Source organism: Acidisphaera sp. L21, from assembly GCF_009765685.1.
Classification (GTDB): Bacteria; Pseudomonadota; Alphaproteobacteria; order Acetobacterales; family Acetobacteraceae; genus LMUY01.
Window position 1 is genome coordinate 101601 of sequence record NZ_LMUY01000007.1, and the last position, 20936, is coordinate 122536.

At 67.0% G+C, this 20936-nt stretch carries 25 protein-coding genes and 1 other RNA gene; 6 read left to right on the forward strand and 20 right to left on the reverse strand.

The window, feature by feature from the left end; all coding sequences use genetic code 11:
• Nucleotides 1-6: 6 nt before the first annotated feature.
• The 7 genes from GSQ76_RS01280 to GSQ76_RS01310 form a co-directional block, all read right to left on the reverse strand.
• Complete coding sequence (locus GSQ76_RS01280) at nucleotides 7-177, reverse strand: hypothetical protein (RefSeq protein ID WP_158742098.1); 171 nt, start codon at nucleotides 175-177, stop codon at nucleotides 7-9.
• A 68-nt stretch (nucleotides 178-245) separates the two neighbouring features.
• A complete protein-coding gene (locus GSQ76_RS01285) occupies nucleotides 246-452 on the reverse strand; it encodes a ribbon-helix-helix domain-containing protein (protein ID WP_158742099.1) in 207 nt (68 codons plus the stop codon).
• Nucleotides 449-1477 carry a tRNA epoxyqueuosine(34) reductase QueG gene (gene queG / locus GSQ76_RS01290; RefSeq protein WP_158742100.1) on the reverse strand — a complete coding sequence of 343 codons (1029 nt, stop codon included), beginning with the start codon at nucleotides 1475-1477 and terminating at the stop codon, nucleotides 449-451. The genes GSQ76_RS01285 and queG overlap by 4 nt, the downstream gene beginning before the upstream one ends.
• A 13-nt stretch (nucleotides 1478-1490) precedes the next feature.
• Nucleotides 1491-1979, reverse strand: a complete 489-nt coding sequence (gene queF / locus GSQ76_RS01295; RefSeq protein WP_158742101.1) for a preQ(1) synthase — start codon at nucleotides 1977-1979, stop codon at nucleotides 1491-1493.
• A gap of 6 nt (nucleotides 1980-1985) precedes the next feature.
• Nucleotides 1986-3110, reverse strand: coding sequence for a tRNA guanosine(34) transglycosylase Tgt (gene tgt / locus GSQ76_RS01300; protein ID WP_158742102.1), 1125 nt, complete (start codon nucleotides 3108-3110; stop codon nucleotides 1986-1988).
• Nucleotides 3107-4135, reverse strand: coding sequence for a tRNA preQ1(34) S-adenosylmethionine ribosyltransferase-isomerase QueA (gene queA, locus GSQ76_RS01305; protein ID WP_158742146.1), 1029 nt, complete (start codon nucleotides 4133-4135; stop codon nucleotides 3107-3109). The genes tgt and queA overlap by 4 nt, the downstream gene beginning before the upstream one ends.
• Nucleotides 4122-4523 carry a VOC family protein gene (locus GSQ76_RS01310; RefSeq protein ID WP_158742103.1) on the reverse strand — a complete coding sequence of 134 codons (402 nt, stop codon included), beginning with the start codon at nucleotides 4521-4523 and terminating at the stop codon, nucleotides 4122-4124. The genes queA and GSQ76_RS01310 overlap by 14 nt, the downstream gene beginning before the upstream one ends.
• A gap of 73 nt (nucleotides 4524-4596) precedes the next feature.
• Between GSQ76_RS01310 and GSQ76_RS01315 the strand changes: the two genes are divergently transcribed.
• Nucleotides 4597-5436 (forward strand): alpha/beta hydrolase, encoded by an 840-nt coding sequence (locus GSQ76_RS01315; RefSeq protein WP_254070181.1) that lies wholly within the window; start codon nucleotides 4597-4599, stop codon nucleotides 5434-5436.
• Here GSQ76_RS01315 and GSQ76_RS01320 read toward each other — a convergent pair whose 3' ends face one another.
• The 3 genes from GSQ76_RS01320 to GSQ76_RS01330 all read right to left on the reverse strand — a co-directional run bounded on the left by GSQ76_RS01320 (nucleotide 5437) and on the right by GSQ76_RS01330 (nucleotide 8365).
• Nucleotides 5437-5949 carry a hypothetical protein gene (locus GSQ76_RS01320; protein ID WP_158742105.1) on the reverse strand — a complete coding sequence of 171 codons (513 nt, stop codon included), beginning with the start codon at nucleotides 5947-5949 and terminating at the stop codon, nucleotides 5437-5439.
• A gap of 151 nt (nucleotides 5950-6100) precedes the next feature.
• Complete coding sequence (locus GSQ76_RS01325; protein WP_158742106.1) at nucleotides 6101-7765, reverse strand: fumarate hydratase; 1665 nt, start codon at nucleotides 7763-7765, stop codon at nucleotides 6101-6103.
• Nucleotides 7766-7849: 84 nt separating this feature from the next.
• Entirely contained in the window at nucleotides 7850-8365 is a 516-nt protein-coding gene (locus GSQ76_RS01330) for an SspB family protein (RefSeq protein WP_158742107.1), read from the reverse strand.
• Between the two features lie 136 nt (nucleotides 8366-8501).
• On the opposite strand from GSQ76_RS01330, the gene GSQ76_RS01335 reads away from it, so the two are divergent.
• From GSQ76_RS01335 to GSQ76_RS01345, 3 genes are read left to right on the forward strand one after another with little or no spacing between them, the layout of a single operon-like run.
• Nucleotides 8502-8813, forward strand: coding sequence for an antibiotic biosynthesis monooxygenase (locus tag GSQ76_RS01335; protein WP_158742108.1), 312 nt, complete (start codon nucleotides 8502-8504; stop codon nucleotides 8811-8813).
• A 47-nt stretch (nucleotides 8814-8860) separates the two neighbouring features.
• Nucleotides 8861-9325 carry an ankyrin repeat domain-containing protein gene (locus tag GSQ76_RS01340; RefSeq protein WP_254070174.1) on the forward strand — a complete coding sequence of 155 codons (465 nt, stop codon included), beginning with the start codon at nucleotides 8861-8863 and terminating at the stop codon, nucleotides 9323-9325.
• Nucleotides 9325-10326, forward strand: coding sequence for a DUF2891 domain-containing protein (locus GSQ76_RS01345; protein ID WP_158742147.1), 1002 nt, complete (start codon nucleotides 9325-9327; stop codon nucleotides 10324-10326). Before GSQ76_RS01340 ends, GSQ76_RS01345 begins: the two co-directional genes overlap by 1 nt.
• Nucleotides 10327-10350: 24 nt before the next feature.
• On the opposite strand, the gene GSQ76_RS01350 is transcribed toward GSQ76_RS01345, so the two are convergent.
• The 6 genes from GSQ76_RS01350 to GSQ76_RS01375 all read right to left on the reverse strand — a co-directional run bounded on the left by GSQ76_RS01350 (nucleotide 10351) and on the right by GSQ76_RS01375 (nucleotide 15461).
• The gene (locus GSQ76_RS01350) at nucleotides 10351-11238 is read right to left on the reverse strand and encodes a bestrophin family protein (protein WP_158742110.1); all 888 of its coding nucleotides are present in this window, start codon (nucleotides 11236-11238) and stop codon (nucleotides 10351-10353) included.
• Nucleotides 11235-11888 carry a carbonic anhydrase gene (locus tag GSQ76_RS01355; protein WP_174247270.1) on the reverse strand — a complete coding sequence of 218 codons (654 nt, stop codon included), beginning with the start codon at nucleotides 11886-11888 and terminating at the stop codon, nucleotides 11235-11237. The genes GSQ76_RS01350 and GSQ76_RS01355 overlap by 4 nt, the downstream gene beginning before the upstream one ends.
• A 67-nt stretch (nucleotides 11889-11955) precedes the next feature.
• Nucleotides 11956-12612, reverse strand: a complete 657-nt coding sequence (locus GSQ76_RS01360; protein ID WP_158742112.1) for a sulfite oxidase-like oxidoreductase — start codon at nucleotides 12610-12612, stop codon at nucleotides 11956-11958.
• Nucleotides 12609-13616 carry an LLM class flavin-dependent oxidoreductase gene (locus tag GSQ76_RS01365; protein WP_158742113.1) on the reverse strand — a complete coding sequence of 336 codons (1008 nt, stop codon included), beginning with the start codon at nucleotides 13614-13616 and terminating at the stop codon, nucleotides 12609-12611. The genes GSQ76_RS01360 and GSQ76_RS01365 overlap by 4 nt, the downstream gene beginning before the upstream one ends.
• Nucleotides 13617-13683: 67 nt before the next feature.
• Nucleotides 13684-14026, reverse strand: a transfer-messenger RNA (tmRNA) gene (gene ssrA, locus GSQ76_RS01370).
• Between the two features lie 55 nt (nucleotides 14027-14081).
• Nucleotides 14082-15461, reverse strand: a complete 1380-nt coding sequence (locus GSQ76_RS01375) for a phosphatase PAP2 family protein (RefSeq protein WP_158742114.1) — start codon at nucleotides 15459-15461, stop codon at nucleotides 14082-14084.
• 68 nt (nucleotides 15462-15529) lie between these two features.
• Here GSQ76_RS01375 and thyX point away from each other — a divergent pair, with 68 nt between their 5' ends.
• Together thyX and GSQ76_RS01385 are read left to right on the forward strand one after the other, a co-directional pair.
• Nucleotides 15530-16447 (forward strand): FAD-dependent thymidylate synthase, encoded by a 918-nt coding sequence (thyX, locus tag GSQ76_RS01380; RefSeq protein WP_158742115.1) that lies wholly within the window; start codon nucleotides 15530-15532, stop codon nucleotides 16445-16447.
• Nucleotides 16444-17370, forward strand: a complete 927-nt coding sequence (locus GSQ76_RS01385; protein ID WP_158742116.1) for a ribokinase — start codon at nucleotides 16444-16446, stop codon at nucleotides 17368-17370. Before thyX ends, GSQ76_RS01385 begins: the two co-directional genes overlap by 4 nt.
• Here GSQ76_RS01385 and GSQ76_RS01390 read toward each other — a convergent pair.
• From GSQ76_RS01390 to fabI, 4 genes are all read right to left on the reverse strand, one after another.
• Nucleotides 17367-17513 (reverse strand): peptide chain release factor 1, encoded by a 147-nt coding sequence (locus GSQ76_RS01390; RefSeq protein ID WP_158742117.1) that lies wholly within the window; start codon nucleotides 17511-17513, stop codon nucleotides 17367-17369. The two genes, GSQ76_RS01385 and GSQ76_RS01390, sit on opposite strands and share 4 nt — an antisense overlap.
• An 87-nt stretch (nucleotides 17514-17600) precedes the next feature.
• Nucleotides 17601-18827 carry a hypothetical protein gene (locus tag GSQ76_RS01395; RefSeq protein ID WP_254070175.1) on the reverse strand — a complete coding sequence of 409 codons (1227 nt, stop codon included), beginning with the start codon at nucleotides 18825-18827 and terminating at the stop codon, nucleotides 17601-17603.
• Between the two features lie 38 nt (nucleotides 18828-18865).
• Nucleotides 18866-19966 (reverse strand): chorismate synthase, encoded by a 1101-nt coding sequence (aroC, locus tag GSQ76_RS01400; protein WP_158742118.1) that lies wholly within the window; start codon nucleotides 19964-19966, stop codon nucleotides 18866-18868.
• A 20-nt stretch (nucleotides 19967-19986) separates the two neighbouring features.
• Nucleotides 19987-20832, reverse strand: a complete 846-nt coding sequence (gene fabI / locus GSQ76_RS01405) for an enoyl-ACP reductase FabI (RefSeq protein ID WP_254070176.1) — start codon at nucleotides 20830-20832, stop codon at nucleotides 19987-19989.
• Between the last annotated feature and the right edge of the window lie 104 nt (nucleotides 20833-20936).

Below are 20936 nucleotides of genomic sequence, written 5' to 3' on the forward strand. Positions count from 1 at the left end.
GCGGGTTTAGTTCCGGCGCGGCTGCTCGTCGAACACGGCGTAGGCGAGGCCCAGAAGACGGGATGCGGACTCGGCATAGCCGGCGCGGTCGGCATCCTGGGCAAGCGAGATGAGGCGGTCGGCAAGGATCAGCGGGCTGACGGGAGGGGTCGGCTTTGCAGTCTGAAGATTCGGCATTGCTTTTGCTCCTGCGCGGCCATTTGTGGCCGATGAGGCGACGATGCCGAAACAAGTTTTCTAAAAGGTTAAGTAGACCACAAAAGCGCGAACACTCTTAATGCGCTCGAAAGGGGCCGCGCCGGGTCACGTGCGGCGTCGATTTCGGTCACCAATCCGGCAAGCGATTGTCCCCGCTGCTCGGCTGCATTGACCAGGGCGGCCCAGAATTCCGGCTCCAACGCAACGGAGGTGCGGTGGCCGGCCAGGCTGACGCTGCGTTTTTCCAGCGTCATGCCAGGCGCGCCGCTGCCCAGGCGCCGGACTCTGCCACGATCGGGTCGGGATCGGCGGCCAAGGTAGCGGCGGCAGGGCGCAAGGCAGCGTCGGCGGAATTGCCGATGGCGATGGCGACGTTGCGGGCGAAGCGGTCGCGGCCGATGCGTTTGATCGGCGACCCGCTGAACAATGCGCGGAACCCGGCATCGTCCAGCGCGGCCAGGCGGTCGAGCGAGGGGGCTTCCAAGTCCGGCCGGGGCTGCAGCTTGGCGTGGCGGGAGGCTTGGGCGAAGCGGTTCCACGGGCAGACCGCCAGGCAGTCGTCGCAGCCGTAGATGCGGTTGCCCATCAGGGGGCGCAGCGCCAGCGGGATGGGGCCGCGATGCTCGATCGTGAGGTACGAGATGCAACGGGTCGCATCCAAACGATACGGGGCGGGAAACGCATCGGTTGGGCAAGCGGTTTGGCAACGCGTGCACGTGCCGCAACGATCGGCGTGCGGTGCATCCGGCGCCAGTTCCAGCGTGGTGTAGATCTCCCCCAGGAACAGCCACGAGCCGTCGGCGCGGGAGACGAGATTGGTGTGCTTGCCCTGCCAGCCCAACCCGGCGGCGGCGGCGAGCGGCTTTTCCATCACGGGGGCGGTGTCGACGAACACCTTTACCGCCGGGCCAAAGCGGGCGGCAACGAACTGCGCCAGGTGCTTCAGCAGGCCTTTTACCACGTCATGATAATCGCGATGCCGGGCGTAGACGGAGATGTTGCCGCGGTCGGCCAGGCGCGTGGTGGCCAGCGCGTCTCCGGCGGGCGCGTAGCTCAATCCTAAGGCGATGACGCTGCGGGCTTCGGCCCACAAGGCTTGCGGGTGGCTGCGCTGCTCCGTGCGTTCCGCCATCCAGCCCATGTCGCCGTGCTGGCCGGCGGCGATGAAGGCGCCCAATCGGTCCCGTGCCTCCGGCCCGAGCGAGGCCTGGGCGAACCCAACGGCGTCGAAGCCGAGTGCGAGGGCCTTGGCGCGGATGTCCTGCTTAGGATCCTCCATGCGCCCGCTTCATTTAGCCGCGGCCGCGATAGGGCGGGACGCCTTGGTCCGGCACCCAGGCGCCGGCGGGAGGCGCGGCGGTTTGCCAGAACACGTCGATCGGGATGCCGCCGCGTGGATACCAATAGGCGCCGATTCGCAGCCAACGGGGCGATAGGAGGCGCACGAGCCGGTCCGCGATGGTCATCGTGCATGCCTCGTGGAAGGCGCCGTGGTTGCGAAAGCTGCCGAGGAAGAGTTTGAGCGACTTGCTTTCGACCAGAAATTCGCTGGGGATGTAGTCGATGACGATGTGGGCGAAATCCGGCTGTCCCGTCAGCGGGCAGAGCGAGGTGAATTCCGGCGCCACGAACCGCACGACGTAGTCCTTGCCCTGGTGCGGGCTGGGCACGCGCTCCAGGACTGCCTGGTCGGGCGAGGCGGGGGCGATGGTGGGGTGGCCGAGTTGCGTCAGCCCTTCGTAGGGCGCGCCAGTCTTGGGCAGATCGTCGAGTTCGCTCATAGCGTCTTAGCTAGGGCTGTCGGGCGTGGCATTCCAGCCCGCACGCACGATCGCGGCGTGCTCGGCTAGGCGATTGCCGATGATGGCGTCGCGCATCCCTGCCATCAGGGTGGCGTAGTAGGTGAGGTTATGCGTGGTCAGCAGCATTGGGCCCAGCATTTCCTTGGCGCGGAACAGGTGGTGCAGATAGGCGCGGCTGTGCCTGGTGCAGGCGAGGCAGGCGCAGGCCGGGTCGATCGGCCCGGCGTCGTCGATGTGGCGGGCGTTGCGCATGTTCAGGATGCCGACGCTGGTATAGGCGCGACCGGTGCGGCCGGCGCGGGTTGGCATCACGCAATCGAACATGTCCACGCCGCGCATGACTGCGCCCAGTAGATCGTCCGGCGTGCCGACGCCCATCAGGTAGCGCGGCTTGTCGGCGGGTAATTGAGGGGCGGTGGCGTCCAGCACGGTGAACATCGCCGCCTGCCCCTCGCCCACCGCCAGTCCGCCGATCGCATAGCCCTCGAAATCCAGCGGGGTCAGCGCCTCGACGGATCGGGTGCGCAAATGCGGGAACACACCGCCCTGGACGATGCCGAATTGGCCGTAGCCGGTGCGGGGGCGAAAGGCGGTGCGGGAGCGGACGGCCCAGCGCATCGACAGTTCCATCGAGGTCTGGGTCTGCGCCTCGGTGGCTGGGAAAGGGGTGCATTCGTCGAACGCCATGGTGATGGTGGCGTCCAGTTGGTGCTGAATTTCGGTGGAGTTCTCGGGCGTCAGGCGATGGGCCGAGCCGTCGAGGTGGGAGCGGAAGGTGACGCCGTCCTCGTCCATCTTGCGCAGGGCGGACAGGGACATGACCTGGAAGCCGCCGGAATCGGTGAGGATCGGGCCGGGCCAGTCCATGAAGCGGTGCAGGCCGCCGAGCGCGGCAACCCGCGCGGCGCCGGGTCGCAGCATCAGGTGGTAGGTGTTGCCGAGGACGAGCGTGGCGCCGGTGGTGCGCACGGCGTCGGCGGTCATGGCCTTCACCGTGCCGAGGGTGCCGACGGGCATGAAGACGGGGGTTGGGACGTCGCCATGCGCGGTGTGCAGCATGCCGGCCCGGGCGGCGCCGTTGGTGGCGTGCGCGGTCCAGGACAGGCTCATGGCGCCGGGTCCAGCAGGCTGGAATCGCCATAGGAGTAGAAGCGATAGCCGGTGGCGATGGCGTGGGCATAGGCGGCGCGCATCCGCCCGGTGCCGGCGAAGGCGCAGACCAGCATGAACAGGGTGGAGCGCGGCAGGTGGAAGTTCGTCATCAGGCGGTGCACGGCGCGGAAACGGAAGCCGGGGCGGATGAAGATGGAGGTTTCGCCGGCGAAGGGCTGCATGCCGTCCTCCGTCACCGCGGATTCCAGCAGGCGGAGCGTGGTGGTGCCGACGGCGATCACGCGGGAGGCGGCGCGGATTTCGGCGGCGGCCTGTTCGGTGACCTCGCCGCGCTCGGGGTGCATGTGGTGCTGGTCCGGGTCGCCGCGCATGGGCAGGAAGGTGCCTGCGCCCACATGCAACGTGATCGTGGTGCGGCTGATGCCACGGGCGGCGACGGCGTCCAGCAGGGCGGGGGTGAAGTGCAGGCCGCCAGTGGGGGCGGCGACCGCGCCCTCGGCCCGGGCGAAGACGGTCTGGTAGTCCTGCGCGTCGGCCGCGGTCGGGCCGGATGGGCGGGCGATGTAGGGCGGCAGAGCCAAGGCACCGGCACGACGCAGGGCGTCGGCGAAGGGCTCGCCCTCCAGGTCGAAGCGGATGGTCACGTCGCCCTCGTCCCGGGCGACGACCAGGGCGCGCATTTCGGTGCCGTCGAGGGAGAGCACGTCACCGGGCGCGAGGCGGCGGGCGTTGCGGGCCAAAGCGTGCCAGGTGCCGTCCGCCAGGGGGCGGTCCAAGGTGAGGCCGATGCGAGCGGCGCCGCGATGGGCTGCCAGTTGGGCTGGGATCACGCGCGTGTCGTTGGCGACCAGCAGGTCCCCCGGCGACAGCAGACCGGGCAGATCCGCCACGCGATAATCCGCCAGCCCGACCCCCACGTGTAATAGCCGCGCTGCCTCCCGCGGGCGGGCCGGCTCCTGCGCGATCAGCCCGGGGGGAAGGTCGAACGCATAGGGATCGGAGGACGGATCAGAGGGAGAGATAGGAGCTGATCTCGATCAGATTGCCGTCGGGGTCGCGACAATAGACCGACTGCATCGGCCCAAGCGCGCCCGTTTTGGGGACGGGGCCGGCCTCGATGGCGACGCCGCATTGCTGCAGGTGATCGACCACGTCCTCCGGCCCGACGGCGGTGATAAAGCAGGCGTCGATCGCGCCGGCCTTGTCGTTGACGCCGGTCGCCCAGGATCGGGTGTCGGCATCGGTGGGACGCAGGTTCAGCTTCTGGCCGCCGAACTTCAGCGCGGTGCGATTATCCTCGCCGAACTCCTCGCGCTCCATTCCCAGGACGCGCTGGTACCAGGACGCGGTGATCTCCACGTCCTTGCAATTCACCACGATGTGGTCGAGACGGTCGACAGTGAATCGCATGATAGGGTCCGATGTGAGAGGCTTTACCCGCCGCGCATATATAGCCCTCCGGCAGCCGCGGCAATTGATCCTGGTGGCTGCCATGCTCGCCGCCCTGCCCGCGGCCGCCCAGCCCTACCCCGTCGTCAACCAACCCGACCTCGCCTACGGCCCACTGCCAGCCGAACAGTCGGACCTGTACCTGCCCACGACCGGCCTCGGCAAACGGCCTGCGGTGGTGGTCATTCACGGCGGCGGCTGGGTGAGCGGTAGCCGGCACTGGGCGGATTATTTCGCCAACACATTGGCCGCCAACGGGATCGTGGTGCTGAACATCGACTACCGCCTTGCCGACAAGACCATGCCTGACACGCGGTGGCCGGCCCAGTTGGTGGATGCGCAACTCGCCGTCCGCTTCCTGCGCGCCCATGCCGCCGACTACGCCATCGATACAGCGCGCATCGGCGCGGTCGGCGATTCCTCCGGCGCGCAATTGGCGGTGTTTCTGGGCACGCTGTCCAAGACCGTGCCCGGCGATGAGGCCGGGCTGTACTCGCGCGAACGGCCCAATGTGAAGGCGGTGGTGGATCAGTTCGGCCCGATGGATCTGCCGGGGATGGGCCAGTACGGCCTCGGGTCGATCGAGGCGATGTTCGGCACCACGACGCCGACGCCGGACCAGTTACAAAGCGTGTCCCCGATCCCGGCCATCACCCGGCAGACCGCGCCCATCTACATCATCCATGGGCAGAGCGACCGCGTCGTGCCGTTCGACCATTCTCAACAGTTGATGACCGCGCTGCAGGCGCACGGCGTGAGCGCGCAGTTGACGCCGTATGATGGCGATCATGGCTACCAGGGCCTGAACAACGACCAAATCGGCAAACTGCAGTTCGACGCGATCACCTGGCTGATCGCCAAGCTACGCCACTAGCTAGGCTTCGGTCGAAAACGCCCCTGCTGTCGCGGCGACGTTGCCGGAAGCCGAGAGGGCGGGCACTGCGGCCGGCACTGGGGCAACCGGCACTGGGGCGACCGGCGCTGGGGCGACCGGCACTGGTGCGGGGCTCGCGGGTGTCGTGCCGGCGCTGGCAGGTGCGCCCGTGACGCTGCCGGTCGCAGCGCCCGTGATCGAAAGTAACGGCGTGGCGACGTCGTGGATCGCGGGTTGGTAGATGCCGTTCGACGGCTCGTTCAGTTCATAGCTCTTGAGCTGCCGCTTGGTGGGCAGAGACTGCGTTTCATCACCCTTCGCGTTGTAGAACTCCAACACGACGATCCCGCTCTTGGGGTCTAGCAGCGATACAGGGCTGGGATGCGGTGCGGCCGCCACGGCGGCCGCAATGCTACCCTGGGATGCGGGAATAATGCCCAATGAGGCCGCGGCCTTGATTGGCGAGGCTGGCAATGCGCTATAGCTGGACGCCGCCGCGATATCGGTAGGCATAAGATTTCCCCTCGCATGACAGTGCGTTCGGGGGCGTTTTGCCGCCTGGTGACCGGCCCAGCCTGCACCGAGCAAGCTAACAAATAGTAGGCGTCGTCTTTTATTTTAGACGTAATGCGCTATTTTGGATGTCACATGCGGCGCGATTAGATCACGTTTCCTTGATCACCGGTTCCATCGAGTCATAGAAATCGTTGCCCTTGTCGTCGACCACGATGAAGGCGGGGAAATCCTCGACCTCGATGCGCCAAACCGCTTCCATGCCAAGTTCCGGATATTCCAGCACCTCGACCTTGCGGATGCAGTCCTGGGCCAGCCGGGCTGCAGGGCCGCCGACACTGCCGAGGTAGAAGCCGCCATGTGCCCGGCAAGCGTCGCGCACTGCGCGGGACCGGTTGCCCTTGGCCAACATGATCAGGCTGCCGCCGGCCGACTGGAATTGTTCGACGTAGCTGTCCATCCGCCCCGCCGTGGTCGGACCGAACGAGCCGGTGGCGAACCCCTCGGGCGTCTTGGCCGGGCCGGCGTAATAGACCGGGTGGTTCTTGATGTAGTCGGGCAGTTCTTCCCCCGCCGCCAGCCGCTCGGCCAGTTTGGCGTGGGCGATGTCGCGGGCGACAACCATCGTGCCGGTCAGTGACAGGCGGGTGGACACCTTGTGGCGCGACAATTCCCGGCGGATCTCGATCATCGGGCGATTGAGGTCGAGCTTGACCATCTCGCCGCCCAGGATGTCGTCCGTTGTTTCGGGCAGGAAGCGGGCCGGATCGGTCTCCAACTGCTCAAGGAATACACCTTCGGGCGTGATCTTGGCCATGATCTGTCGGTCGGCGCTGCACGACACGCCGATGCCCACCGGCAGGCTGGCGCCATGGCGCGGCAGGCGGATGACGCGCACGTCGTGGCAGAAATACTTGCCGCCGAACTGGGCGCCGATGCCGATGCGCCGGGTCATCTCCAGCACCTGCCTCTCCATCTCGACGTCGCGAATGGCGTGGCCGGCCATGGTGCCGGTGGTCGGCAGCGTGTCCAGCCAGCGGGTGGAGGCAAGCTTGACCGTCTTCAGCGTCAGCTCCGCGCTGGTGCCGCCGATGACGATGGCCAGGTGGTAGGGCGGGCAGGCGCTGGTGCCGAGCGTGCGGACCTTGGTCTCGAGGTAGGCCAGCAGCTTGGCCGGGCTCAGGATCGCGCGGGTTTCCTGGAACAGGAACGTCTTGTTGGCGCTGCCGCCGCCCTTGGCGACGAACTGCATGTGGAACTCGTCGGCGTGGTGCTCGCCGGGTTGGGCCATGATGTCGAACTGGACGGGTAGGTTGTTGCCGGTGTTCACTTCCTCGAACATGCTGATCGGGGCCATCTGGCTGTAGCGCAGATTGGTCTCGGTATAGGTGCGGTGCACGCCGTAGGAGAGTGCCTCCTCCTCGTCACCCTGCACCCAGACGCGCTGGCCCTTTTTGCCGAATACCAGGGCGGTGCCGGTGTCCTGGCACATCGGCAGTACGCCGCCAGCCGCGATGGCCGCGTTCTTCAACAGGTCCAACGCGACGAACCGGTCGTTCGCGCTCGCCTCCGGGTCATCCAGGATGGCGCGCAGTTGGGCCAGATGGCCGGGGCGCAGCAGGTGGGAGGTATCGCGGAAGGCTTGGAAGGCCAGTTCGCTCAGCGCCTCCGGCTGGATGCGCAGCACGGTCTGGCCGTCGCATTGGCCGGTGGATACGCCTTGGATGTCCAGCTTGCGCCACGGCGTATCACGCTCGCCCACCGGGAACATCGGCGCGTAGGTGAAGCCCGGCGTCCGGGGCGGAAGGCTGTCCATGGCTGGCACTCCGAAAAGCTATGACGCTTTTACGAGCCCTTCCTCGGATAAAAAAGGCCCCTCCCTTGCGGGAGGGTGCTGAGGTCAGTCGCGCCGTTTGCGGAATGCGTCCAGACTGACGACCTGTGGCTCCTCGGTCGGGCGCTCGGGCTCTTCGGCGACCTCTTCCTCGACGGTTTCCTCCAATTCCTCACTATTGGCGGCCTCCACGGGGGCGGCGCGGAAGCGCAGGCCGAATTGGGCGTGCGGATCGGCGAAGGCGGTCAGCGCTGCGAACGGGATGACCAGCGTGCTGGCGATGCCGCCGAACGACAGGCCGACGCTGAAGAAGCCGGCAGCCTCGTTCACGATCAGATCCCAGAACTGGTGCTGCAGGACGATCGTCATCTCTTCCGGATACTGGGCCAGCAAACGGGCCGGAATCGTCACCCCGACGTGGTCGGTGCGGAAGCTGACGTAGAAATGGTGCTGGCCCGGCATCCCCTGCTCGCCGGCGAATTGCAGGGCGCGGATCGCCACGCCACGCATCGCCTCCTGCGCCCATACGTCGTAGGGCAGCAGGCTGTCGGGGCGCGGGGCGGGTGTGTCGTCGTCTTCCATGGCGTGTGCTCGATTACTTCAGGTCTCGATTAGCGTGAAATCGCGCGCCGGAGCAAAAAAACAGCTCCCGTGCGATAGCCATCAATACTCTCCACAACATGTTAATGTGGCAACGTCGCGGCAGAGGAAGACTCAAATGTATATCGCAATGAACCGCTTCAAAGTCACGCCCGGGTCGGAGACCGCGTTTGAACAAGTCTGGGCAAACCGGGACAGTCATCTGAACGAGGTGCCTGGTTTCGTCGAATTCCACCTGCTGCGTGGGCCGACGAAGGAGGACCACGTGCTGTATTCCTCCCACACCATATGGACCGATTACGCGGCATTCGAGGGGTGGACGAAATCGGAGGCATTTCGCGCCTCGCATCGCAACGCCGGGGATAACCGCGCGATGTATCTGGGCCACCCGGAATTCGAGGGCTTTACCGTCGTGCAGACCGTGAAATGACGACACCGGCTCCTGTCTCAGCAGGGTTGCCACCGGAGCAGTTGGAAATGCTGTTCTACGCGGCGGCGCGGGATGGCGACGTCGAGTTGCTGGGGGCGTTCCTGGATGCCGGGACCGACCCAAATCGGCCGGACGATCGTGGTTTTCCGCCGCTGATCCTGGCGAGCTACAACGAACAGGCGGCGGCGACGGCGCTGCTGCTGGCCCGGGGCGCGGTGGTGGATGCGGTGGACGCCAAGGGCAGCACCGCGTTGGGCGGCGTGGCGTTCAAGGGCTATGTCGACATCGCCGGGCAATTGCTGGCCGCTGGCGCCGCCGTGGATGCGCCCAACGAGGCCGGGCGCACGCCGCTGATGTTCGCCACCATGTTCGGCCGCGCCGAGATGGCGGCACTGCTGATCCAGCACGGCGCCGACCCAAACCGCCTGGATGCCGAGGGCAACAGCGCCGCCGACATCGCGCGGCAGAGCGGCCGCCCCGAGTTGGTCGCCGCCCTGGGCCTGGCCGCGTGATGGCCCACACGCTGAGCGAGGCGACGGCATCCCGCCTGGTGGCGGTGGCGCTGGGCCACGTCACCCGCGAGTATCCGAACAAGCCGGCCAACCCGATGGCCGGCCCGCAGGACGCACGCACGCCGCGCGATCTGTATCCGGTATTCTACGGCAGCTATGACTGGCATTCCTGCGTGCATGGCTACTGGATGCTGGCGCATCTGCTGCGCCAATTCCCCGCCATGCCGCCCGCCAGCGCCATCCGCACCCTGTTCGAGGCCCATCTGACGCCCGAGCGCGTGGCCGGCGAGGTCGCGACCCTAAGCCACCCCAATGCGGGCGGCTTCGAACGCCCCTATGGCTGGGCCTGGATTCTGAAGCTGGCGGAGGCGTTGAGCCACCTGCCCGAGCGCCGCTGGTCCGACGCCTTGGCGCCGCTGACCGGCCTGATCGTCGAGCGGTTTCAGACCTTCCTGCCCAAGGCGAGCTACCCGGTGCGGGTCGGCACCCATTTCAACACCGCCTTCGCCCTGTCCCTCGCCGCCGACTACGCGGCCAGCGTCGGCGATACCGGGCTGTTCGACAGCCTGCGGCACACGGCGGAGGGTTGGTATGGCGCCGATGCCGATTGCCAGGCGTGGGAGCCGAGTGGGGACGACTTCCTCTCCTCCGCCCTGATGGAGGCGGAGTGCATGCGCCGCCTGCTGCCGCCGGAGCAGTTCGGCCCGTGGTTCGACCGGTTCCTGCCCCATTTGGCCGAGGCGCGGCCGGCGACGTTGTTCGCCCCCGCCGCCGTCAGCGACCGCAGCGACGGCAAGATCGCACATCTGGATGGGCTGAACCTCAGCCGGGCCTGGTGCTGGCGCGCGCTGGCCCGAACGCTGCCGCCAGGTGACCCGCGGCAGATCATGATGGAGCAGGCGGCCGAGCTGCATCTGGACGCTGGGCTGCCACATGTCGCCGGGGACTATATGGGCGAGCACTGGCTGGCGACGTTCGCCGTGCTGGCGCTAGAAGGCTAGCGCAAATTTCGTGCTGGCAAATCTCTAGCCGAGAATCCCGTCGACGGGCGTCACCGGGGACGGGACCCCGGTGGCGCCGCTGGCCTGCAGCAGGTCGATCTCGATCCCGCGGGTGATCGCCTGCATGGGCAGGTCGTGGATCCGGTTTTCGAACGGGTCTTCCAGATCCTGGCCGATCCGGTCGAGGGCGATGAACATGAAGCCGATCACGGTGGAGCCAACGGGGGTGTAATACCCCAGTTGGTTGACCAGCCCGATCGGCAGCAGCAGGCAATAGACACGGGTGAAGACCTGCGGGAACTGGTCGTATTGCCGCGGCATCGGCGTGTTCTTAATCCGCTCCAGCCCGCCCTGGGCGTTCGCGATATCGTTCAGTGTGCGGTCCAGCGCGGTGGCGCCGATCGCATCGAGACTGCCGGCGCGGCGGGCCTCGGCGATGTGGCGGCCGATGATCATCTGGATGGCGAACGGCACGTTGGCGACCTCGCGCAACCGGGCGATCGTCTCCGGCGGCAGATAGGCGGCCAGATCGTCCCATGGCGGCAGGCGCAGCAAATGGCAGCGTAGCGCCAGGGCGTAGGCGATCTGGTGGCGCACCAGACTGGCGGCGAGCAGCGGGTCTTCCAGGAAGGTCGCGAGGCCGCGCGCCAGGCTGCGCGAGTTGTTCACCACGGCGCCCCACAGGCCGCGGGCCTCCCACCAGCGATTATACCCGGCGTTGTTGCGCAGCGTGACGATGAGCGCGATGGCGCTGCCGAGTAGGGGCAACGGCAGCTCGGGCACCGATATCCAGGTCCAGTTCCCGACCATGTAAATCAGCGTCACCAGCACGTCGTACGCCAGCAGGGCCAGCAGCGGCAGGCCGCCATGCCGGACCAGCCGGGGAAGGTCCAGGCCACGCCGTACGATCACGGTAGCGCGGCTCGCGTGGCGAATTCGGTGGCTTCCAGCGGGACGAACTTGCCGGTCGCGTGATCGACGGTCGTCACGCTGCCCGTCTCGATCCCGTACACCCAGCCGTGCAACGCGACCTGACGCGAGGCCAGACGCGCCGCGACTGCCGGGTGAGTCGCCAGATGGCCCAATTGGGTGCGAACGTTCTGCTCCACCAGCGCCTGCACCTGCGCCGGGCCTTCGACGCCGGGGTGGGTGACGGCCACCACGCTGCGCGCGGCCTCCGCATTGCGCATCCAGGAGGCGACGGTCGGCATGGTGCGCAGCAGGGCGCTATCGGGGTTCAGCAGCGCCTTCATCGCTCCGCAATCGGAATGGCCGCAGATGACGATGTCGCTCACGCCCAGCGCCACGCAGGCATACTCGATCACTGCGGACACGCCGCCCAGCATCTCACCATAGGCGGGGACGATGTTGCCGATGTTCCGGCACACGAACAGCTCGCCAGGGCTGGTTTGGGTGATCAGTTCCGGCACGACGCGGCTGTCGGCGCAGGCGATGAACAGGGTTTGCGGTTCCTGCCCGGCGGCCAGTTCGGCGAATAGCTTCTGGCGCTGCGGGAAGACGTTCTCGCGAAAATTACGCACTCCGGCGACGAGGCGGCGCATCCCGCTCTCCTGCCGAGCCGACATTACCGGCCTATCCCGTGCGCGTTTACGCTCATACCCACCTCACCTACTCGTCGTAGCGTTGCTCCTGCCACGGGTCGCCCCGTTCGTGATAGCCCCGCGTCTCCCAGAAGCCGGGCTTGTCGCCGGTCACGAACTCGATCCGCTGCAGCCACTTGGCACTTTTCCACAGATAGAGATGCGGCACGATGAGCCGGACCGGGCCGCCATGTTCGGCGGTGAGCGGCTTGCCGTTCCAGCAATGCGCCAGGATCGCGTCGGGGGCGGCGAAATCGGCCAGGGGAAGATTGGTGGTGTAGCCATCGTGGCTGTGGAGGATGACGAAGCTGGCGCCGTCGAGCGGCTGCACCGCGTCCAGCACGGTGCGGGTGGATACGCCGTCCCACTGGTTGTCGTAGCGCGACCAGGTGGTGACGCAGTGGATGTCCGTCACCTCCTGCACCTGGTCCTGGGCGCGAAAGGCGTCCCAGTTCCAGGTTACCGACTCCCGCACCGCGCCGAACACGCGGAGGGACCAGCGGGCCGGGTCGATGTTCGGGTGCACGCCCAGGTCCAGCACCGGCCAGTCCCGCACGAGGTGCTGACCCGGCGGCAGACGCGCCCGCTCCGGCACGGGGGGGCCACCGGTCAAGAACCGCCCCTGCTCCGCCCAACGCTGCTTCGTGGTGGTAAGCTTGCTATCGGGCGGGGGCACGTCGCTCACGCCATCGCGTCCTGTTGGATGAGCGAGGGCGCCATCTCCGCCAGAATTTCGTAGGAGCGCAGGCGGGCGCGGTGGTCGTGAATGGCACCGGCGACCATGATCTCGTCCGCCCCGGTTTCGTCGAGGAACGCCGATAGCTCGCGCTTCACCGTGGCGGCCGAGCCGACGAAGGAACAGGCGAGCATGCCCATCGCCTGGGCTTTTTCGGAGGGGGACCAATAGGTTTCGATATCGTCGATCGGGGGGAGCAGCTTGCCGCGGGTGCCACGGAACAGGTTGGTGAAACTCTGCTGCGGGGAGGTGAAGAGGTGTTTGGCCTCGGCATCGGTTTCGGCGGCGACGACATTCACGCCGACCATGGCGTAGGGCTTGGCCAGTTGCTCGGATGGCTGGAAACGGTCGCGATAGACCTGCAGAGCCTGCATGAGCGCGTCTGGCGCGAAGTGGGAGGCGAAGGCGTAGGGCATGCCGAAATGCGCTGCGACCTGGGCGCCGAACAGGGAGGAACCGAGGATCCAGAGGGGCACGTTCGTGTTGCCGCCGGGCACGGCCTGGACGCGCTGGTTCGGAGTGGTTGGGCCCAGCAGCGCCCGTAGCTCGGCCACATCCTGCGGAAAGCTGTCAGCCGCCTCCGGGTCCCGCCGAAGCGCACGCTGGGTGTAGCCGTCCGAGCCTGGGGCGCGGCCTAGGCCGAGATCGATGCGGCCGGGATAGAGGGTTTCCAGGGTGCCGAATTGCTCGGCGATGACCAGGGGGGAGTGGTTGGGCAGCATGATGCCACCCGCGCCGACGCGGATGCGGTGCGTGCCGCCGGCGACGTAACCCACCGTGACGGCGGTCGCCGCGCTGGCGATGCCGATCATGTTGTGGTGCTCGGCCAGCCAATAGCGGCGGTAGCCCCAGCGCTCGGCATGTTGGGCGAGGTCGAGTGAATTGTGCAGGGCGTCGGCAGGGCCAAAGCCTTCGGGCACTGGTGCGAGATCGAGGACGGAGATCGCTTGCATTGCCACCTTCTGTGAAGACCGACCCGACATGTCTGTCTTCGGCGGTGCAATAACAAGGTTGGGCATGAGTGGGGGGCTTCTGTTGCCCGGTGCCCCCCGAACCGCGTCTATCGTAGCTTACGCTGCGACTGCGAATGCCTCATGATTGTCATTGGCACTTGTAATAAAGCCCGATAACGGCGGTACAATGCCGAGCGGCCAGCCAACCTTTCAACACCGGTCGAACCTATTTCGCCCCCAGATCCACGCATAGGCCCGGGTCAAGAATGACTGGCGCCCACTTGTAGCCATTGGTGGAGGCGGCGGGTATCGCACCCGCGTCCCAAATGCCTAACGAATTAGCCCTCTACCGCCATAGCCGGCGAACCAGCACCCCTATAGTAGGCACGCGCAGGCCTCATCGCAAGCGGGGCCGCATCGCAAGCGGGGGCCCGATCGCAAGCGGGGGCCCGATCGCAAGCGGGGCTAGTGGGGCGCCATGGCGGCGGCGCGCTTGGCGGCGGCGACCATGTTCAGCCGGGAATACAGCCCGAATTCGGAGCCGTTATCCAGGAACCCGCCGCCCGGCCCTTCCGTCGCGGTGAGGATGGCGTTGGCCTGCACCAGCGTCAGATAAGGAAAGGCCGTCGTCAGCAGATAGCCAGCTTCGGGTGCAACCTTGCCCACGTCTTCCACGGTGTTCGCGGTGGACTGGAACACCACCGGCAGGCCGTAGGTGAGGGTGATGGTGTAGAATGCCTCGTTGGCGGCGGGGTTGGCGAACCGGCTGACATCCTGCGCGGCGCAGACTGGCATCGTGTCGCCGCACTTGGCCGTCAGCGCCTGGGTCAGATCCGCACGCGCCTGCTTTACCGCGCCCTGGAAGTCGGTGATGACGGGGGCCCCGCGGAGGGATTGGCCGACATAGGCCGGGTCGTTGGCCAGCAGGTGCGCCACGTCGTGCAGCGCCAGGGTACGGCCGCCGATGACGTCCATCGTGTAGTGGGCACCGAGGATGATGCGGTTGTTGCCGTATTCGGCCGCCCGGGTCATCGCCTGCTGATACCGCTCCGGCACCAGGATCGCGAGCAGCACCGACTCCGTCGTGCCGTAGGTCGTGTGACCGCTGGGATAGGAGGGGCTTTCGGTCAGATCCTGATCCGGGCCGCGCAGATAGGTGGTGTTGGTCGCTGGCTTGCCGAAGTAGTCGGGGCCGCTGACGGGGGTCAGGCCCGGTTCGGTCTGGAACGGGCGGGAGTTGCCGAACGGGTCGTTGCCCGGCGTGCCGGCCGGGTGGGCGTAGGCCCTGCCGAACACATCGGCCACGCCGCCCACCTGCGCCATGACGGCCATGGCCGGGTCGGCGGCGGGGGTTTTGCCGTCGGTCGTCTTGTTGGCGAAGAAGAACTTGCCGGCATTGGCGCCGGACCCGGTCGTTGCCGAGGTGTAGGCGATCAGCGCCGCGACCGAGGGCGCGATGCTGGTGAACTGCTTGGGCGACTCGTATTTCGCCAGGGACTGGTACGAGGTGCCGAGCAGGGTGCCGAGCGAATCGGCCAATTGCGTCGCGTTGCCGCCGGTGATGAAGGCGTCCCGCAGGGCGAGTTGCTGCTGCTCGGCAAACGGCAGCAGGGTGGGCTGCTGGATCGTCCCGGCCTGAATGCCACCGGTGACGGTGTAATTCCCGGCCAACGCCGCCTGTCCCGCCGGCGTGTTGGGCAGCGTTGTTACGGGCGCCAAACCCCTCAGCGACGCCAGGGTGGACGTCGCCAGGGTGGAGGCCGGTTGGGCCGATGCGGCGATGGGGGCAAGCGCCACCGCCATCGTGAGCATCACGGCCAAGCCGCCTGCCATACGCTGCTTCATCTACCGACCCGATCGCAATTGTGACGGCAACGTAGTCGACCGGGTCGGCTGGTGGTAGGTGGTGGCCCATGCCGATATCACCCGAACAGGACGCGGCCATTGCCGAGCTGCGCGCCACCCCCACCCCCACCCTGCGGGCCACCGTGCCGGCGTTGGAGGCGATGCTGTATCACGCCACGCCCGTGCTGGATCACGGCTTCGTCCGGGTCGTCGACTACATGGGCGACGATTCCGCGGTGGTGCAGGCCGCCCGGGTTTCGTATGGCCGGGGCACCAAGCGGGTCAGCGAGGATGCCGGGTTGATCCGCTATCTGATGCGCCACCGCCACTCGACCCCGTTCGAGATGTGCGAGATCAAGTATCACGTGAAGCTGCCGATCTTCGTCGCGCGGCAGTGGATCCGCCACCGGACGGCGAACGTGAACGAGTATTCCGCCCGCTATTCGGTCATGGACCGGGAATTCTACATTCCCGCGCCGGAACACCTAGCCGCCCAATCCAGCGACAACCGCCAGGGCCGCGGCGATGTGCTGGAGGGTGCGGAGGCGGAGGCGGTGCTCGACCTGCTGCGCAGCGATGCCGGCCGCACCTACGACAACTATACCTGGATGCTGAACGAGGACGAGGCCGATCCTGCCCGGCAGGGGCTGGCGCGCGAGTTGGCGCGGATGAACCTGACGCTGAATACCTACACACAATGGTATTGGAAGACCGACCTGCATAATTTGCTCGGCTTCTTGTCGCTGCGGGCCGATTCGCATGCGCAATACGAGATCCGCGCCTATGCCGACGTGATGATGCGATCGATGGAGGCGTGGGTGCCGGCCACTGCAGCCGCGTTCCGCGACTACCGGCTGGGTGCGGTGACGTTCTCCGCCGCGATGCTGGCGGTCATCAAGCGGCGCCTGGCTGGTGAGGCGGTGGACCAGCCCAGCAGCGGGCTCAGCAAGCGCGAATGGGCGGAGATGGAAGCAGCCCTCGCATGATCCTGGTCTTCGGCAGCATCAATCTGGACATCATCTACCAGTTGGATGAGCTGCCGAGGCCGGGCCAAACCGTAATCGGTCGCACCGCCCTGGTGCAGCCCGGCGGGAAGGGTGCCAACCAGGCGGTTGCCGCGGCGCGCGATGGCGCGGTTGTCGCGATGGCCGGCGCGATCGGCGGCGACCCGATGGCCGAGGCGGCCATGACCGGGCTGCGCGACGCGGGGGTGGATCTGTCACGGGTGAGCACGGTGGATCTGCCCACCGGAAGCGCCTCGATCTGTGTGGACCGCCATGGCGAAAACCAGATCGCGGTGGCGAGCGGCGCCAATTTGCGCGTCGTGGCCGGCCAGGTCGCCGATGCCGATCTTGGGCCGGACACGATACTGGTGTTGCAGATGGAGGTGCCGGCGGAGGCAACAGGGGCGCTGATCCGCCGTGCGAAGGCGCGCGGGGCACGGATCATCCTCAATCTGGCGCCGGCTGGCCCTATCGCCGAAGACGCCCTGGCGATGGTGGACTGGCTGGTGGTGAATGCCGAGGAGGCGGCTTGGTTGGCCGGGCATCTCAGTGTTTCCGCCGATCCAGCCTCGCTGCATGCGGGCTTGGGCGTCGGCATCGTCAACACGCTGGGCGCCGAGGGCGTGTTGGCACATTCCGATACGGGCGCGGTATTGCTGCGCGCCAATTCGGTCGCCGTGGTTGATGCCACGGGCGCAGGGGATTGTTTTATCGGGGTGTTCGCTGCTGCCCTAGACCGGGGCGAGAGTGTCAAGGCGGCCCTCGAGCGGGCGAATGTCGCTGCCGGACTCAGCTGCACGCGCCGTGGAAGCCAGGCTAGCCTTCCCTCATCCGCCGAAACGGACGAGGTGCTGCGCACTTGTTCGCAAGAAGTCCTCTCCAGTAAAGAGGACCCGCCGACCTAGGCGGATGCAGCGTGTGCGGCGCAGTCGTGGCCAGAGATTTCTGCCAACAGCGTCCAGACCTTCTCTGGCTCCATATTCGAGTCTGGGTCGTTCAGCATGCGGTCCAGCTCTTCAAGCTTCTGATCGTAAACCTGGTCGTCCATTCAAACGCTCCGCTGCGACGCAACATCAGACAGTAGGAACGAAGAACGTGGCGAGGCCAGGGCAGTTCGTGTCGGCTCACGAATATGTCAGACCGATGACGTTATGGCGGGTGCGAGGGCGGTAAGCTTGCACGCCGGGTGCTGCGTGTTGCGGAAGCGGAACTCGCCATCGGGTGCGGCGTCCGGCGCCCCGACCCCGAACATTTCCAGGCGGGACGCGCAGGTGACCGCGACGACCGGCTTGGCTTCGGGGTTGGTGAGGAAGTGGCGCGCCTCGCCCTCCAGATCCATTCGCTCCCGCAGCAGGCGCCATTCGGTGCGGTCGGTATCTTCGATGAACATCGCCAGGATGCCGGGGCGCTGTCCGCTCAGGCGGGTGGGGGCGATCGCGGCCATACGGCGACGGATCGCCACGGCGACCTCGTTCTCCTGCCCGGCACGGGCGGCCAGCACCATCATGCTGCGCTCGGCAGTCATCACGGCCAGATGGGCCTCGGGACCGAACTCGTTGCGCAGGCTCGGCATCAGGCCCAGCTCGTCGGCCTGGGCGGCGGCCAACATCAGCGGGTCCAGGCGCAGCACCGCGGCCTCGTCATGGTCGGCCCGGCGCATACCGGATAGCATCGTGGTGATGCGACCGTGCAGGGCGGCCAGCGCCTCGCTCTGTGGCACGTCCTTCAGGCCTTGTGGCAGGGTCATCTTCAGCAAATAGCGGCCGGGATGGCTGGCCAGCCAGGTCTGCAGTTCCGGATCGACCCGATCGCACAGGTTGGACCATGCGCCGCGATGCACGCCGCGCCCGTCCTCGGCAGACACCACGTCACAGGCGATCTCCGCCTCCTGCCCGTCGCGGTGGATCAGCAGGTCGAAGTTGGTATCGTCCTCCAACCCGGCGAACAGCACCTCGAACCCGCGGGCGCGTTGGAGCGCGGCGGTCCGCAGGATGTGGAAGGCGGGAATGAGCGTGTTGTCCGCCTCGGCGGCGCGCTGCAAACGGGCCCGTAGCCGATCCCGACTGGCGCCGGGCAATTCCTCGAACAGTCGGCTGGCGTCGGCGGCCAATTTCGCGATGCAGCGTTCACCGGCGCTGGGGGGACGGTTGCGGCCGGGCTTGCGCCAGCGGTCGATCGTCAATTCGATGATGTGGCGCTGCTGGATGGCGCGGCCCAGACGCGTCGGCTTGGCCGCCTCGCGCTCCAGATCGGAAATGCGCGTCGCCCACTCGCCTTTGCCAAATCGGTCGACGAACTCGTCGAGACCGGCGGAATTGATGGTCGTGTCTGGGGCAGTCATCGGCCCAAGGTTAGTGCCCATACGATATTCGACCCCATACACATCGCCGTGACGAGAGCTTAATTCCTGGGCAGGTGTGCAGTTGCCGGGGCGTGCGGATTTTGCGCGCGATGGCGCAATAAGTGATCCGCCAAGACACAGGCCAGCATCGCCTCCCCGACCGGCACTGCACGGATGCCGACGCACGGATCATGCCGCCCCCGGGTCATGACTTCAACCTCGTGCCCGTGCCGGTCCACTGACGGCACCGGGGTCAGGATCGAACTCGTCGGCTTTACCGCGAACCGTGCGACGATTGGCTGCCCGGTGGAAATGCCGCCCAGGATGCCGCCTGCATGATTGGCCGCGAAGGCCACGCTGCCGTCGTGCATCCGCATCGCGTCGGCGTTTTCCTCACCATGCAACATCGCAGCGGCGAATCCGGCGCCGATCTCGACGCCCTTGACCGCATTGATGCTCATCAGGGCCGCGGCCAGGTCGGCGTCCAGCTTGCCATAGATCGGCGCGCCCAGGCCAGGCGGCACGCCCTCGGCCACGACCTCGATCACGGCGCCGACGGAGGAGCCGGTTTTGCGCACGGCAGCCAACTGCTCCTCCCATTGCGCGGCCATCACCGGGTCGGGGCAGAAGAACGGGTTGTCGCGCAATGTCGCCCAATCCCAGCGGCTGCGGTCCACCGCCTGCGGGCCGATCTGGATCAGCGCGCCGCGGATGGTCACACCCTCCAGCACGCGGCGCGCGATGGCACCCGCCGCCACCCGCATGGCGGTTTCCCGGGCGGAGGACCGGCCGCCGCCGCGGTAGTCGCGAATGCCGTATTTCAATACGTAGGTGACATCGGCGTGACCGGGGCGGAATTGCTCGGCAATGGCGCCATAGTCCCGGGATCGCTGGTCGACGTTGTCGATGTGGAGCGCGATTGGGGTGCCGGTGGTTCGGCCCTCGAAAATGCCGGACAGGATGCGGACGGTGTCCGGCTCCTGCCGCTGGGTGGTGAATTTGGACTGGCCGGGGCGGCGCAGGTCCAGAAAGGGCTGGATGTCCGCCTCGGTCAACGGCAGCAGCGGCGGGCATCCGTCCACCACGCAGCCGATCGCCGGGCCATGGCTTTCGCCCCAGGTGGTGACGCGGAACAGGTGGCCGAACGTATTATGGCTCACAGAACCCGCGCCTCCAGGGATTACTCGGCGTGCGAGACGGTGATGTCGGGCGCGGTCGGGTTTTTCATGCCAACCGTGTGGTAGCCGCTATCCACGTGATGCACTTCGCCCGTCACGCCGGAGGACAGGTCGGACAGCAGATACAGCCCGGCGCCGCCCACTTCCTCGATCGTGGTGTTACGCTCCAGCGGGGAGTTGTACTGGTTCCAGCGCAGGATGTAGCGGAAATCGCCGATGCCGCTGGCGGCCAGCGTCTTGATCGGCCCGGCGCTGATGGCGTTGACGCGGATGCCCTGGCCGCCGAGGTCGGCGGCCAAATAGCGCACCGATGCCTCCAGCGCGGCCTTGGCCACACCCATGACGTTGTAATGCGGCATCACCCGCTCGGCGCCCAGATAGGTCATGGTCAGCATCGAGCCGCCGGCCTTCATCATCGGCACGGCACGGGCGCAGACGGCGGTGAAGGAGTAGCAGGAGATATCCATCGCGGTGAGGAACGCGTCGCGCGGCGTGTCCATATACTTGCCGCGCAGGAATTGCTTGTCGGCCCAGCCGATCGAATGGACCAGGAAGTCCAACTCGCCCCACTGATCGCGCACGGCGGCGAAGGCTGCGTCCATGCTGGCATCGCTGCTGACGTCGCAGGGGACGATCAGCTTGCTGCCCACGCTTTGGGCCAGCGGACGCACACGCTTCTCTAGCGCATCGCCCTGGTAGGTGAACGCCAACTCGGCCCCTTGTGCGGCCAGGGCGGCGGCGATCCCCCAGGCGACGGAGCGGTCGTTGGCGACGCCCATCACCAGGCCGCGCTTCCCCGCCATCAAATTCCCTGTCACGGGCTTGGCGAGCGCGTTGGCATCCGGCATGGCGTTATTCCCCCTCGGGTAGCGGATCTGGCAGGCAAGCCCGGCGATCGACCGGGCGTCGCGGGTGGTGGCACAGGCGGCGTGGCAAGGGAAGGGCCGGGTTG